14 protein-coding genes are annotated in these 14,441 nt (G+C 51.1%); 6 read left to right on the top strand and 8 right to left on the bottom strand.

Translation table 11 applies throughout. The features are described 5' to 3' along the window. Positions 1-37: 37 nt before the first annotated feature. Positions 38-1,252, bottom strand: coding sequence for an O-antigen ligase family protein (locus tag C481_RS21220; RefSeq protein ID WP_206537175.1), 1,215 nt, complete (start codon positions 1,250-1,252; stop codon positions 38-40). 106 nt (positions 1,253-1,358) lie between these two features. On the opposite strand from C481_RS21220, the gene C481_RS21215 reads away from it, so the two are divergent. After that, on the top strand, positions 1,359-2,141 hold the full coding sequence (locus C481_RS21215) for an FkbM family methyltransferase (protein WP_083860907.1): 783 nt from the start codon (positions 1,359-1,361) through the stop codon (positions 2,139-2,141). A 67-nt stretch (positions 2,142-2,208) separates the two neighbouring features. On the opposite strand, the gene C481_RS09670 is transcribed toward C481_RS21215, so the two are convergent. Then, a complete protein-coding gene (locus C481_RS09670; RefSeq protein WP_049904558.1) occupies positions 2,209-3,150 on the bottom strand; it encodes a sulfatase-like hydrolase/transferase in 942 nt (313 codons plus the stop codon). 88 nt (positions 3,151-3,238) lie between these two features. On the opposite strand from C481_RS09670, the gene C481_RS09665 reads away from it, so the two are divergent. Further along, positions 3,239-4,444, top strand: coding sequence for a glycosyltransferase family 4 protein (locus C481_RS09665; protein ID WP_006109008.1), 1,206 nt, complete (start codon positions 3,239-3,241; stop codon positions 4,442-4,444). Between the two features lie 10 nt (positions 4,445-4,454). Continuing rightward, entirely contained in the window at positions 4,455-5,702 is a 1,248-nt protein-coding gene (locus C481_RS21210; RefSeq protein WP_006109007.1) for a sulfatase-like hydrolase/transferase, read from the top strand. A 14-nt stretch (positions 5,703-5,716) separates the two neighbouring features. Here the strand turns inward: C481_RS21210 and C481_RS09660 are convergent, their stop codons facing one another. Both C481_RS09660 and C481_RS09655 read right to left on the bottom strand, forming a co-directional pair. After that, the gene (locus tag C481_RS09660) at positions 5,717-7,531 is read right to left on the bottom strand and encodes an ABC transporter ATP-binding protein (protein WP_006109006.1); all 1,815 of its coding nucleotides are present in this window, start codon (positions 7,529-7,531) and stop codon (positions 5,717-5,719) included. A 367-nt stretch (positions 7,532-7,898) separates the two neighbouring features. Continuing rightward, positions 7,899-8,186 (bottom strand): hypothetical protein, encoded by a 288-nt coding sequence (locus C481_RS09655; protein WP_006109005.1) that lies wholly within the window; start codon positions 8,184-8,186, stop codon positions 7,899-7,901. Positions 8,187-8,431: 245 nt separating this feature from the next. Here C481_RS09655 and C481_RS09650 point away from each other — a divergent pair, with 245 nt between their 5' ends. Together C481_RS09650 and C481_RS09645 are read left to right on the top strand one after the other, a co-directional pair. Continuing rightward, entirely contained in the window at positions 8,432-8,791 is a 360-nt protein-coding gene (locus C481_RS09650) for a hypothetical protein (protein ID WP_006109004.1), read from the top strand. Beyond that, complete coding sequence (locus tag C481_RS09645; RefSeq protein WP_006109003.1) at positions 8,784-9,125, top strand: coiled-coil domain-containing protein; 342 nt, start codon at positions 8,784-8,786, stop codon at positions 9,123-9,125. Before C481_RS09650 ends, C481_RS09645 begins: the two co-directional genes overlap by 8 nt. 27 nt (positions 9,126-9,152) lie before the next feature. Here the strand turns inward: C481_RS09645 and C481_RS09640 are convergent, their stop codons facing one another. The 3 genes from C481_RS09640 to C481_RS09630 form a co-directional block, all read right to left on the bottom strand. Beyond that, entirely contained in the window at positions 9,153-9,953 is an 801-nt protein-coding gene (locus tag C481_RS09640; protein WP_152422164.1) for a hypothetical protein, read from the bottom strand. Positions 9,954-10,066: 113 nt separating this feature from the next. Continuing rightward, entirely contained in the window at positions 10,067-10,912 is an 846-nt protein-coding gene (locus C481_RS09635; protein ID WP_006109001.1) for a DUF4330 family protein, read from the bottom strand. Between the two features lie 321 nt (positions 10,913-11,233). Further along, positions 11,234-11,761, bottom strand: a complete 528-nt coding sequence (locus C481_RS09630; protein ID WP_006109000.1) for a hypothetical protein — start codon at positions 11,759-11,761, stop codon at positions 11,234-11,236. A gap of 463 nt (positions 11,762-12,224) precedes the next feature. Between C481_RS09630 and C481_RS09625 the strand changes: the two genes are divergently transcribed. Then, complete coding sequence (locus tag C481_RS09625) at positions 12,225-12,491, top strand: hypothetical protein (protein ID WP_006108999.1); 267 nt, start codon at positions 12,225-12,227, stop codon at positions 12,489-12,491. A gap of 327 nt (positions 12,492-12,818) precedes the next feature. Here the strand turns inward: C481_RS09625 and C481_RS09620 are convergent, their stop codons facing one another. Next, on the bottom strand, positions 12,819-14,354 hold the full coding sequence (locus tag C481_RS09620; protein ID WP_394295605.1) for a hypothetical protein: 1,536 nt from the start codon (positions 14,352-14,354) through the stop codon (positions 12,819-12,821). Between the last annotated feature and the right edge of the window lie 87 nt (positions 14,355-14,441).

Genomic DNA, 14,441 nt, shown 5'->3' with positions numbered 1-14,441 from the left:
TATTCAAACGCACAATCTCTTGGTGATACCTTAGTATCTATGATATCTCTGTATCTGTAATCCCACACATATAAAACCCGACTACTATGGACATTATTACAGAATGCATGGATATTCCAATTAATCCGAGACCATTAAAAAGTTGTATGATTGTTATGGATACTAAGAGGAGTGAGATGACAAGAAACTGCTGAGTATGAACTCGGACACTGCCAACTACTGCTGAGACTGTGAATAACAAATAGGCAAATCCACCAATAACACCGGTTTCGACGAACATTCTGAGATAGGCATTATGCAATCCAAAATCCATCACATTATCGAGGTATGGCTCAGTTGCCCTGCGTGATTGTCCTAGCCCATGTCCAATAAATGGTGCATCAGTCAGTGCCTGATAACCAGCAGTCCACAGTGCTCGCCGGTTGTTAAGTGAAATCTCGGTTAGAAACTCTGGGCCCCACATAAATCCAAACATCCATGATAAACCGATAATAATGGAAACAATCATCATAACTATTGATAGCGCATATATTTCAGACCCATATAATGTATAAATTGTGTAAAGGAGAGAACATACGAATAAAGCGATCATTCCTGTTCGGTAGTTAGTCCAAAGAAGGCCGGTTATTGAAATACCGAAAAGTGCTACCGCGAAAGTACTCTTAGTACGGCGGATCTCAGACAAAGAGGCTAAAGAGCCAATAACAGTGAGAAATCCAAGAGCGTTTGGATTATAAAATATGCTCGTGATTGGATTCAACGATTGTTTCCAATAAATGTGGCCGTGCCACAGTGAAAGATCAATTCCAGCAAAACTTGGTGAGACTCCCAAATATGGAAAAAACCCAATTATTACAATCATAGCAGAGAATCTTGACAGAACAGATACAAATCTCTCAAATGTAAATATTCTTGGGATGACAAAAAAGTTTGTAGCTGTGAATACTAAAAAGGCTCCAAGTCTAGCGGTGCTGCCAATTGATGGTGAAATTAATATCTGTATTGATGCAATAGCAGCAATTAGCAGATATAGATGTAAATAGTATTGAGGGACGACAAAATCATTATGATTCCTCACGTAAAGTAATATAATGGGAATATATATAGTGATAGCCAGAAAATATGTGACCAGAGCCGGTATCCGTGTATGAACAAGTGCTACTGAAATAAGAAGGCCAAGAATCAACCCTCTTTGATAAAATATTTGTTGATGGTTGTTATATCGCCTGTGCATGGCTTTATTGTCATCCACTACCGGCAAAACTCTTTGCAAGTCCGTAATGTTTCCCATGTTCTAATCCACGAATTGTCCTGTGTGGATCAACAAATGAGAAGTGGATTGAGCACGAGAATGGCCTATGGGTCTATCCAACTGGATCAAAAACACTCAATCGCGTTTCCGTTCGGAACCTATTACAAAAGCGGTACAAACCTCTCTCTGGGATCTAGTTGACGGTCTCTGGAGGAGGGTACAGTACGTATGGCTTTCTCGTATTGGACATCATCTGAATCAGGGGTATAGCACAACTCTTGCTGGCGAACATGTGGAATTTGTCACTGTCGACTTGACAGATATTACACGGGCAAAGACCGCACTTGGTGAAGAACGGGTGCTTGAGTGGTTGATGGCGGGCATTGATTCAGATTGTGTTTTCTGGGATATTGGAGCTTACCGCGGAACATATTCGATTGTGGCCGCCGTCAAAGGTGCAACAACAATCGCATTTGAGCCACAAGCAGACAACATGGCTATAATACGTGATAATGCCTTACTGAACGGTGTTACAATTGATGATCGCGAAGTAGCACTATCAGATTCTACTACTTCCCGACAGTTCTATTCACACGATCGAGATTCGGAATTCCGAATTGATAGTAGTGGGGACCAGAGCATCAGAACCTATCGTGGTGATCAAGTATCACCTAAGCCAGATGTAATTAAAATTGATGTAGAAGGACACGAAAGTGCTGTTTTAGATGGTATGGACACAGTTTTACCATCAATTCGTCGAATCGTAATTGAGGTACATAATGACGACGAGGTTAGGGATATCGAGGAGAGATTAACCACTGCTGGATTAAACGTTATTGAGATACCAACGGATCGTCCACAGACATATGTAGCAGCAGTCAATTCTTAAGTACATGTAGGACAAGATAAATCAAAGCCCGAGAATACACATAAATGGTTTGGATATACTCTCTTAATTACTCTGAATATCCCAGGTCTTGAAGTCGTTCCTTGACTATCTCAGATTCAATATCTGACTGCTTTGGTTCACTTTTACCGGCCACTCTGGATCGTCGCTCTCCCTGTACATATTCTAACCAAGGTACGCGAACTGCAACACTGTCGTATAAGCCACGAGGATGGCCATATTCTCGAATTGGAATTGGTGATGATCTCTCACCAACGTAGTTACCATGATCAGATGTGATAACCGTCTTTCCAGAAATTTCTGCCAGCAGATCTTCAACGTAATCTAATACGTATTTCAAATTCCCTGCATACATATTCCAGAGTTCATCGCGAGACAAATCAATTCTTCCTAAGAACATCTGATTCCAGACATTTTCCCCTAGAGCAGTATCCTGATTGGTTTCAATAGATTCTAAGTGTCCCTTATCAAATTCTGTATTAGATTGGACAAATGGGTAGTGGGGTTGCATATAGTGCACAACAAGACGCTTCTGTGGAAATTGCTCGTGTGCTGCTATTGCTTCCTCCGTCATTGTGTCAGCAAGAACAGTTCCTGTTTCCTTATCCCACCCCTTATCAAGCCAAACGTTAACAACTTCATGGAAATTTACATCCCAATATTGGCGGTTGCGTTCAAGTTGTGGATTCGCCGTAACGTACACGGTATCACGTAGATCTTGGCTATCTACGTTTGCTTGGAGCCACTCTGATGTCGCGGATGCTTTGGACTCTTTCGCAGTGAGCGATCCTTCTATTTGATTGATCTGCTCAAACATGTCATAGCGACACGCATCAAGAATGACAAGCGTATCCCAGTCCTCGTCAAATACTTCTATTCCATAGGTGTTCTCTGATCGGAGTCCAGCACGGCGATGATACATCCGGTTTAGTCCTCGAATGAATAATCGTGGACTATTGACTGCTCGCTTCAACCGGCCAATCGTATTCATATATGATCCTGCCTTGGAATGGTAAATAGAACTTCGGATACCTACAAATGACGAAAGATATTCCACTGTCCGCTCTCAATTGCTTATAATGCAGATCGCCTTCATTCATCCTCGTTTTCCCTCCGCGGAGGGAACTGGAGCAACCCACTCCGCTACACAAATCGTTACAGGTCTTGTAAATTCTGGACATGATGTTTGTGTTTACTGTACTCGTTTTCCAGAAGAGAACCCGAAAACAAATGACCTAGAATTACGACATTTGGCTGGAACTAGCAATCATCCACATACGAATACACTTCTCAATAAAGAGGTGATCACTCGTATTGACGAGTTCCGTGAATTTGATGTAGTACACAGCTATTTAACACCATTAATCCCTGCTCTTGCTAAAGTCGGAGAATGTGATGATGTTAGAACAATTATCTCTCTAAATGCTTATAGCGGTATATGCCCAAAAAACGACCTTCTTTATCTGAATCAAAAACAGTGTGAGAGAAAATCTTTACTTAAATGTTTGAATTGCGTCACGAAAACTGGATTCAAACACAGTAATTATCTGTATCAGTCCGCTAGTGAATTGCTGTCACTCCGGTTAATAAATATGGGTGAAAAGCAACTTAGCAACATCGATGGATTTCAGGCACTTTCGCCTCATGTGAAAGAAACATACTCTTCATTTGGGTTTGAGACAGACAAAATATCGGTAATACCGAATATTTTAGATGGTAGATTCGATATAAATCATCAAACGGATTTTGAAGAACAATTTAAAATTCTATATATCGGGTCCCTTAAAAAATCAAAAGGGGTAGATCGACTTATTAATGTATTTTCTCAAGTTCACAAACAAGCGGATGTATCACTTACAGTCGTCGGTGAGGGACCTCTAAGAGAGTCTTTAGAAAAAAGTATACAAGAAAGAAGTATGGGGGATGTAGTTGAACTCAAAGGTCAAATGCCATACACCCAACTTCCTACAATCTATGCAAATCACGATGTCTTTCTCTATCCGGGTCGATGGAACGAACCTTTCGGACGTGTATTCTTGGAGGCAATGGCCACAGGAACTCCCGTTGTCTCAACGGATGTTGGCAGTGTAGGTGATATCATAGGCGATGCAGGAATTATAACGGAACAAGATACTATTAGTCTCTCAAAGGGTCTGCTCTCTATACTTGATCAGCAGTCACTCTTAGCATGCTCGTTAAGAGCAAAACAACGAATTGAGAAGTACCGCAACTCTGAAGTCATCCCGCAATTTGAACAACTATATACCACCCAAACTTGTGAATAGAACGACAATTATGACAAATACAGAAATATTTCTCTTCACGATCGATTCTCTTCGAAAAGACCATTTCACAAAAAGCTATTTTCCAACCTGTTGGTCAATATTTGAGTCTGAATTCATAACCTTCGAAAATGCGTTATCTAACGGGGTTGCGACACCATTTTCGTTCCCAAGTATCGTTACAGGCCGAACAGTAACTGAAGATGGGTCACTCCCCTCTGAGTTCCCGACTATTTCTGAGGAATATGATGGGTATTCGTGGGCGATCACGAATAATCCTCATTTACGACCCGAACGTGGGTATAGTCGCGGATTCAATTCTTTTTCGGACGATCTATCTGATATTGGCAGCACTACTACGTCAGATGGTCTCCTTAGAACGATTAAACGTATCGGTAGTCAATCCTCACTTCTACGCTCCGGCTACAAGCGGTTCACAAACCAAACTGGTATGGAGCTTATCCCTAAGACCGGTATCGCAAATGATCTCACAACTCAGGTCCGCAAAGCGATGTCTGAGAACCGGGGTCTCTTCTGGGCTCATTTTATGGATCCCCACTATCCTTTTCGGCCAGATCGAATAACAGACAAAGATCTAAATGTGGATCATGCTAGGGAAGCAATCGACCAAATGAACGTGAGGTTCAAACAAGGAGACGCCAATGAATCAGATCTTGCGTTTCTGCGTTCAATGTATGGAGAAACCGTCCGATACCTTGACCGCTCGTTATATTCACTCTTTTCTTATATGAAGGATCAGAACCGGTGGGACAATAGCATTATTGTAATCATGTCTGATCATGGTGAGGCGTTCGGTGAACACGGTGTCTATAACCATATGTGGGATGCTGACCCGATTGATTCACTTGTACAGGTTCCTCTTCTTGTAAAATTCTCAGGAAATATGAGTGGATCTTATAGTCATCTCGTACAAAATGCTGACTTACTTCCAACACTTGCATCAGAACTTGACTGGGAGATACAGAATCTATCTCACGCTAAATGCTTAAGAGATACCGATGATAGAACAGTAGTGTCAAAATCCAATAGCGCTGTTCGAGTAACTACTAAAACAGGGTATGGTATTCGCCGCAAGGATGGAACAAAGCGTGTTCAGGGTAACCTCAACTCTACAGCAAAGGGATTATTGGAGAGTACCACAATACCGAAAGTAAATCAGATAACAGATGACTTGGAAAGCGAAAAACCTAGTGAATTACCCGACCTTGAAGAAAGGCTAGAAAGTTTGGGGTACAAGTGATCTCTTTAAGTCTATTACTGGACAGATTGTAACGAGTATAGTTCCTTATACGTCCCGTTCTCTTCCAATAAAGCACTATGTTCGCCTGATTCGACAATATGTCCACTTTCCATTGTATAAATGCGATCAGCATTTGTGACCGTAGATAGACGATGTGCTATTACGAGCATCGCATAATCTCTGTCCATCATTTCAATTCCATCGTGAACTGACTGTTCCAGCGATGTGTCCAAGTCACTCGTTGCTTCATCTAGAATGAGTAGATCAGCATTCTTCAACAGTGCCCGGGCAATAGCCACCCGTTGACGCTGTCCACCAGATAATTTCACCCCCTGATCGCCAAGTACGGTATCGTAACCATTCGGTAGTTCATCCAGAAATTCAGCCACCTGCGCAATTTCACAAACTTCCTCAACTTCTGCCTGCGTTGCATCTCGGTTCCCAACCGTTACATTCCATCGGAGTGTATCATTGAACATGTGTGGATCCTGGCGGACAATAGTCACACGGGATCGCCAATCTTTAATATCGAATTCGTCAATTGGCTTCCCATCTGCTCGGATTTCTCCGCTGTCGGGTTCGTACATTCGAGCTAACAGAGAAGCAATTGTCGATTTTCCCGCTCCAGATGGTCCAACAAAGGCAACAAAATCGCTACTATCAAATCCAAAGGAGACTCCCTGAAGTACTATCTCATCACTTTTATTATAACTGAATTGAACATTATTAAATTCGATTTTGTTGATTGATCTCGGAATCGGTTGAGAGTCATCTATCGGTTCATGATTACGTTTTAATTCATCAACAAACTCCTGTGTTCGAACGAGATGGGGAAGTTCACCTTCAACACGATACACGTGCTTATTCAGGTTGCTCACCTTTGGCCCAAGTCGGAACATCGCAAAGAGAAAGATTCCCAACTCACCGATAGACATTGATGAGAAGGCCAATGCGAGATATATAAGGACAAAGACAGTCACAGCAGTCGTCAACTGATAGAAGTTTGTAATTGCGGATTCATTTCGAAGAAGTTTGATTCTATTCCGCTCGAATTTATCTACTGCTGTTGCAAATTCGGCTCTCAGTTCGTCAATGAGGCCGAATACTTTCACTTCTCGGACGCCTTGTGTACCCGCTTGTGCATTTGATTGAATTTCTTCTTTCGCCTCTGCGACCTCGTCTCCAAGCGAGTAGCCAGTATCGAGAATGTTCCTAAAGAATAATGTCGTGAATCCAAGAAAGGCCCCCGTGAGGACTGTAAGAACCGGCGAGAGTAAGAATGCAAGAAGAAAATACATGAAGGCAAGCAATCCTTGTTCGATCGCCTGGAGTGTATACCTAATAACCCTACCAGCATATTCTGCTTGTGTCACGATTGCATTTAGAATATCATCAGAACCCTCTTCATCGAAATATGCAACTTCAGCATCTAGTGCATGGTTGAAGGCTTCTTCCTGTAGGAATCTAACGTATCTCGTTTCGATCGCTGCACGGAACCAACCTACCAGAAAGGACGTAGTGAAACGTACTGTCATCACAAGGGCGACGCCCACAACCAGATATCCCAGAGTAAACGGAACTCCGACTGTCTCATAGATGGAGAGAAAGATTCCGAGTAAGCTTCCGGATTCTTCTGCGGACGCATTGCTTTGTGCAATCTCTATGATGGGCATGATGAAACTCAGCCCAAATCCTTCGAGGATTGCTGCAACAACACTCAGAGTGATCACCGCGATAGCGAATCGCGGTTGGAACTTTGCAACGCGATACAGGGCCTGCCCCTTCTCACGCCATGTCAGGTCTATATTGTCATCGTCAGCAGTGGACATAGTCGAAATTGAATCGGCGAATGCGGCCTTCTCCGCTTGTATCCAACCCAGGTATAAATTTTCGTCGTTGTTCTAGCCGAGTAACACGTTCCTAGTGGTTCTATTTGCGTTTAACACTTCCCAATTGGTATATTTTGGCTCTGGTGAATCATTAGACAGCATTGCCTTATGGTGGCGAGATCCGGTGGTGTGAGACGCTACTCTGAGACAATTGAGTTACAATTCCAATGAGATCAATGATAGCACGGTAATTAGACTCTGCAATAGACCCTCTAAAACCGCTTAGTCTAACGTCGTCTGGCGATTCACCAAAGCCCATATTTCAACCAGCTTGTTATGGCCTACTGACAGTCTTAACGTCTCTCTTCTAGTCGTTACATTGCCCGAGTTCACTTGCAGCAAGCTCACCGCGAAGATAGGCAAGACCGCGATCTGTGATTCGATAGTAGCCGCGTTTTTCATCGGTCTTTTCGAGCAAGTCAGCATCTGAAAGGACGTTCATCCGCCGAGAGACGGTATTTTGGCTTCGGTCGAGAACGCCGAGTTCTTCGACAAGATTGTACCAAACGGTCGTTGGTGGAAGTGCAATTCGATGGCCCGCATCGGTCTCCAGTTCTTGAAGATACTCTAAAATCGCATCGTCAGCCTCGTTCATCCACGATACGCGGGCCCGCATGTCTCGGTGGTCATCTGTTTGGTGATTAATTGCACCGGATCGGACGCTTGTTGAGACATATAATCCATATGTGAGACATATATACTAGAAACTAAGTAACATGAATCTGTACGTCTTAGTAGGGACGCTATACGCGGATTCGACGCTCTAGAATGTCGAAAATGCGGATCGGTGCTGCAGACACCGAGTCCGCGAGAAGCTCCCGTAATTCCCCTACGGAAGCCATGTCAAACGATGAGACACGGGGTAATGAAAGCCCCGACCGGCAGTACGCGATCGACCCGAACGACCCACTCGAGACCCACCTCGAAGCCATCGACCGGCTCACGAGGGCGCTCCTCGTCAAGACGACGCCACCGGACGCGCCGGCGCTCGACGAGCTCGACGCGACACAACGCCGGGAGGTTCGGCGTCGCCTCCGCGAGATCAGAGCCGAGACCAGTCGGATCGGCCTGCTTCTGATCGGCCCCGAGGCGGCGATCCCCTATCGGCCCGAGGGCGTGACGACCTACTCCGGCCCGGATCCGGACCGGTTCGAGGACGACTCGCGACGGACCGACACCCAGGAGGAGCGAGATGACTGACACCCTTCGCGAGCGCGTCGAAACACTGGAGGCCGAACTCCGGCGCAAGGACGACCGAATCGCGACCTTGGAAGCCCGACTCGAAACGGCGATGGACCGCCTCGACGCCCTCCAGGCTCGTCTCGCCGAGCACGACGACCGCTTGGAGACGCACGAGCACGCCCGCCACGATCACGCCGCTCGACTCCACAAATCGACGCGCTCGCCGACGCCACGCGCAACCGTACCGGCGCGAATAAGGCCCGCATCGAAGAACTCCAGGCGCGCGAACTCGCACGCCGAGTCGTCTCGACTCGTTCGAGGGTGGTATCCAAAGTCGCCGAGAAGACGGTGAGTAACCGAGTTCAGCGAGCGGTTGCGATCACTGCTCGCGCTGCTCCGGCGGGGATTCCGTGCGGGGCTGGTGGTCGTGCTCCCCTTGCCGCTGCTGGTGCGAGTTCACTCGGGCCGGCGGTGCCGGCGGTTCGAACGCCGCGACGAGCACCTGTCCGGCGCGGGTATCCAGCAGGGCAGCCAGACTTCGCCGGGAGCGAGTGCCGATCGCCGCCAGACCGGCGACGAGCAGGTGTCCAACGACGACGGGCGTCGATATCGATCCCCCGCTCCCGGCGACGATCGAGGCGAGCAGCGACGCAGCGATCGCCGGAAGAACGACCAGACTCGTCACGCGGATCGGCCGTGCACGAATTGCGACCCGCAGGTTCCGTCCCCGTCGAGCAACGCCGGACGTTTCCAGTGCGGTCGCGAGGTCGCCCACCACGCGATCGACGAGCCGGATGATCGGGCCGACCGCTCGCGTCTCGCGGAGGTCGATGACGATGACCTCGGGCTCCGGCTCCGTCGTCAGCCAGCGATAGCAGTACGTGGACTCCAGGTAACCCTTCCAGGTCGCGCCGACGGCGGCCAGCCGCGAGTTCGCGACACCGCTTCGAAGCGTGGATCCGCGCCGCGAGAGCGACGGCCCGAGGGCAGCGAGCCGCGAGTTCGCGGTCCAGTTCCGGACCCGCGTTCGGACTCGCGAACCGACCCGTGACAGCAACGAGCCGATGGGTGTGGGTGTGAGTCGCGAGTTCGCGACGACGGTCTCGACGCGATCGCGGACGGACGGCTGCTCGTTCTCCACTCGAGAATCCGCTGGTGGCTCGTCCCGTGAATCAGCCACGGATTTCCCCCGGCTTCCGGTGAGCTGAACTCGTCAGTGATCGCTGAGCGCGTTCGACTGGCTCCGGGTGCTCGATTTCTGAGTCGACCATAGACGACGCACAAACACCGGCGTCACTCGATGTCCGTAACGGTTCCGCTGACAGTCGTCGTGTCGAGGTCCAGTGCAATAGTGGTTCCGGCCCCGAGTCGTTCACCCCGGAACCGGGTGCCGGTTTCGCGTTCGTGTTCGGTGGTCCGTAACTCGACCGTGAGGGTGACGCGCTCGTTCCGCGGGTGTTCGCGCTCGTAGATGTTCCCGTCGTCGCTTTCGATGATCACGGTCGCCGGTTCGCGCTCGACGGATTCGATGGTCGCGATCGTCTCGCCGCGGACTGTTTCGGTCATGTTTTCTGCGAGTTCGTCCGCGACGTTGGGATCAACGTTGTCGAGTTCGACATCGACGACGGTCGTCGTCCGTTCGATTGCGAGCGTCTCGCCCTCGGTGCTGAGATCGGTGACGGTGACGTTCGTGGCGTGCCAGCCCAGGTCGAGGCGGAGTCCGTCGCCGATCCGGAGCGGGTCACCGCCGACGCGGAAGTGGTTGCGATCGTGGGTGTCGTCGTCGGTCAGGCCCTCGACCGCTGCGCGGACGCGAACGGTCTGGGTCTCGTTGACCGTCGGCGCGGTCACGAAGACGTCGGTGAGGGTGATGTTGTCGTCGGTACCGGCGATGGCAGCGGTTTCGTTTTCGTCGAGTCGGTCCGCGACGTAGTCGGGTTGGGAACGCAACTCGAGCGTGACGTATCGCGTCTCCGGGTCACCGTTCGGACCCGCCCCTGCGGCCGGCTCCCCGTCCGAGTTTACGCTTATGACGAGGCCGATGCCGGCGGCGACGACCACGAGCAACAGGACGACGACGAGTGCGTCGATGACGTTGATGACGCCGAGGAGGTTGCCGTCGTCGTCGATTAGTGGCATAGATCGGATCCGCGTGTTGCGTGTCGTCGACGGTCACGAGTCGTCGCTGTCTTGCCGACCGATTCGACCGTTCTCGCACTCGCGCCGATGAGCAAAACTCGCGGGTGAACACCGCTTGTTACGGGCGTGTGAACGTTCATAGCACAGGTCTGTGTGTACGATACTAAATAAGTTATCCTTCGACAATAAGTATTCACAGCCAAACGGGGTGTGGGAGCCAGCGATACAGCTAACGGGGGTATTGGTATCTTGCCAACTCCCACACAGTTTGACTAATCGAGTGAAGAATAATCGGTTGGACATCCTCGAGGGCGATCCGTTTTAACACGAGATCGACGTGTCCGTTTCGATGCCGCCGGTTCCGATGGTCAGCTCCGTCGTCCCGGTTTCGCAGTCGTCGGGCGACCAGGTGGTGGTCGTTTCGCTCTCCAGTCCGTCAGCTTCGATCGCCGTGTCGTAGGTGCCGCCACTGGACAGTTCTATCACGAGTTCGCTCGCGGCCGGGATGATGACTTCCCGATCGAGGACCGAGTCGCCGTCGTGGTCGAGTCGAAGCGTGACCGGGAGATCCTCGTCGGTCGTGTTTTCGATGCGAATGCCGTATGCGCCATCCGCGACGGTCCAGTCGTCTCCGCTGGATCGGCGTTCGAATCGATCGATCGCGTCGGAGTCATCGGAGATCGAGTCGAGGTCGCCGGCTGTCTGGGAGTTCGGCGGGTCGTCGTCTGACGATCCATCCGGCCATGTGGTGCCGCTGAGACAGCCGGAGAGGGTGAGGAGACCGCCGGCGGCGCTGAGCGTGATGAACGTGCGTCGGTCTAGCTCACGACCATCCGGGTGTAGGGCCATACCGCCAGCACACGAGCGCGCGTAATGGCCTTTTCTCACGGGATACGAACGGTCAGAACGGGGAGAGTGTCCAATGACGCCTTTCTCCGACGGGAGAGAAACTCCTGAGAGATCGGTTCTGCTGTCCCTCAGCTAGTGTTGTTGACTGCAAGATTGCACACCGTCATTGAGTAGGAAGGAATTACGCAGTTATGGCTAGCACAACGGTGCCGCGTTGATGGTGTGGTCGGGTTGATTGACGATATCGGCCGGCAGGGCTGTCGACTGCTGCCGGCTGTCACAAGGGTTTGCCTATCGGGATGAAAGGTGACGATGGCCGTGCAACTGCCACGGACGACTATTACCGTCGACGGTGAGCCACGAGTGCCCCTCGGGCAGCGTCATATTCATGAGTCAAACACACTGGTTCGCTTCGCGTTCGCGCACAGTTTCACTGGTACTCATCGTTGGTCTCCTTACGGTAGTGATCGGTGCCGGGTTCACTGCGGCAGTTTCAGCCCAGTCGTCCTCGGACTCCGTCGAGGTCAACGAGACGATCTCCAACGAGAGTTCACAGGAGATACTCGAGGAATCAATCGTCAACGAAACGTCCGAAACGGGAACGGACGTCCCGGAGATACCCGAGTCGATGCCTTCGGCGATCGCCGAGTTCGGTGACGGACTGTTCGATGAAGTGAACAGCGGCGATGAAGGTGGCGACGGCGTCGCTGACGACTGGTTCCCGTTCTGAACAGCCGCGACAACTACCAGTAGCGATCCGTCCTTTTTGGTTGCCGGTCCGGTACTGCATGCTTGAACTCGGGACCGAGATCGAGGCTGACGGTGTAGTGTCGGTTCCGTTATGCGGTATCGGGCTACGAACGGTTCCGCTACGAGTCGGTTTCGCCGCTGATCAGTATTGTGGCGCTGTCACTGTTACCGTCTCGCGCGTGCGCATACGCTGACAGTCGATGACGAGTAGACGCCGACTTGTGACGACCGAGCGGCGGGAAAGAAACAGAAGAAACGATGCTGTTGAATAGTCGAGGTCGCGTTGAATGGGTGCTAACGTAGCGGATTACGCGCCGACCCAGACATTTGTTGCGGCGACAGCGCCGAACTGGACGTTTTCGTTCTCCTGGAGGGCTACCTGTGCGGAGTCAGCGGTGCCACCGTCTTCGGCGACGGCGATGGCGGCCTGCTGCTCGTTGATGTTCTCCTGGAGCACGTACTGGACCTGTTCGATCTGTGCGCTCGCTTCCTGCTCGACCTCGTTGGTCTGCTGTGCGTCGTAGTCGAACGCGATACCCGGTGCACCTTCGACGTCGCCGCCGCCGAGGGTCATGCTCGTCGTGTCGGAGTAGATGACACTGTCGTGCATGTAGCCCGGGCCGGCGTAGACGTTCAGCGCGTCAGCGAACCCGACCTGCGTGTTGATGTTCTGCTGGTGGGCCAGCTGAACCGCGGTGGCCTCGCTGCCGTTGGTCGCGATCGCCATCGCAGTGCTCTGGAGGTTGACGTTCATCTGTTCGACTTCCTGTGCCTGGGTGACACCGGAGGTCGCCGTCTGAACGCCCTTGTCCTTCTTGTGGTGGTCGTCGTCCTTCTTGTCCGACTCTTCACCGAGCGTCTCGGCCGCCTGTGCGGCTTCGTCCATCATCTCGGGGTTGTCGACGCCCGCGGTGGCGATGGCCATGCCGGGCATGGTCGAGAGGATGTTCTCAGCCTGGGCTTCGCCGATCTGCCCGTTGAAGTTGGTCTGCTCGGTGAGCTGGATCGCCGTCGCAGTGCTGTTGTTCCCAACGGCGATTGCGACCGCGCTGTCCTGCTCGTTGTAGTTCATCTGATCGACGTTCTGGGCCTGCTCGACGGTGGCCTCGGCCGACTGATCGAGGAACTCGCCGCCGCCCGCGTAGACGTTCGTGGCGTTTGCGGCACCTTGCTGAAGGTTCTGGTTGGTCTGCTGGGACTGCTGGATCGAGAGCGCTTCACTGTTGTTCGCCGCGAGGGCGAACGCGGTGTTTTGCTCGTTGTAGTTCAGCTGTCCAACGACCTGGCTCTGGGTGACTTCGGCTTGGGCAGCCTGGTCGGGGTCGACTTCACCCTTGTCACCTTTCTTGTCGGCAATACCCCAGCCGTCGAACTGCTTGCCGTCACCGTCCCCGATGACGACGTTGACGGTTCCGACATCCTCGAAGGAGGTCGACTCGGCCATCCCGGATCCGGCGAGCGCCTCGCCGAACTGTTCGTTGTCGTTGTACTGGTTTGCCTCCTGGATCGCGGTTGCCTCGCCACCGTCGATCGAGATGGAGGTCGCGTTCGACTGTTGGTTGATGTTAACCTGGTCGACGTCTTGGTACTGGCTCACTTCGGCATCGGTCTCTCCCGACGCGTGGGACTCGATGTACTCGTCGAGTGTCATCCCGTCGAGATCGGCACCGAAGACGAGATACAGTTCCTCACCGTTGTCGAGCGTGTGTACGCCGTTCGAACTCGGTGTAGTGTCCTCACCGGCTGCGGCTGCGGGGGCGCCCACAGCGAGCATCGATAGGGCGACGATACACGCCATCAGGACGGTCGTATATTGTGACCGTCTCGTCGTTGTGGTACTCATGTTTCGTTTGATCTGTGCCGTGAGAGTCTTTTGTTTCTGTACCTCCACGGCGCAAAACGTCGTATCCCGATGATAGACTTTGTTATC

The sequence above is a fragment of the Natrialba asiatica DSM 12278 genome, assembly GCF_000337555.1.
Classification (GTDB): Archaea; Halobacteriota; Halobacteria; order Halobacteriales; family Natrialbaceae; genus Natrialba; species Natrialba asiatica.
The sequence above is the reverse complement of the archived record's forward strand: the minus strand, read 5'-3'. Positions and strand labels throughout refer to the sequence as shown.

Coding starts and splice junctions, on each gene's coding strand:
- C481_RS09635 (WP_006109001.1), bottom strand. CDS start 10,912: ATGCCACTAATCGACGACGACGGCAACCTCCTCGGCGTCATCAACGTC.
- C481_RS09660 (WP_006109006.1), bottom strand. CDS start 7,531: ATGTCCACTGCTGACGATGACAATATAGACCTGACATGGCGTGAGAAG.
- C481_RS09620 (WP_394295605.1), bottom strand. CDS start 14,354: ATGAGTACCACAACGACGAGACGGTCACAATATACGACCGTCCTGATG.
- C481_RS09650 (WP_006109004.1), top strand. CDS start 8,432: ATGTCAAACGATGAGACACGGGGTAATGAAAGCCCCGACCGGCAGTAC.
- C481_RS09655 (WP_006109005.1), bottom strand. CDS start 8,186: ATGAACGAGGCTGACGATGCGATTTTAGAGTATCTTCAAGAACTGGAG.
- C481_RS09665 (WP_006109008.1), top strand. CDS start 3,239: ATGCAGATCGCCTTCATTCATCCTCGTTTTCCCTCCGCGGAGGGAACT.
- C481_RS21210 (WP_006109007.1), top strand. CDS start 4,455: ATGACAAATACAGAAATATTTCTCTTCACGATCGATTCTCTTCGAAAA.
- C481_RS09670 (WP_049904558.1), bottom strand. CDS start 3,150: ATGAATACGATTGGCCGGTTGAAGCGAGCAGTCAATAGTCCACGATTA.
- C481_RS09645 (WP_006109003.1), top strand. CDS start 8,784: ATGACTGACACCCTTCGCGAGCGCGTCGAAACACTGGAGGCCGAACTC.
- C481_RS21215 (WP_083860907.1), top strand. CDS start 1,359: ATGGGTCTATCCAACTGGATCAAAAACACTCAATCGCGTTTCCGTTCG.
- C481_RS09630 (WP_006109000.1), bottom strand. CDS start 11,761: ATGGCCCTACACCCGGATGGTCGTGAGCTAGACCGACGCACGTTCATC.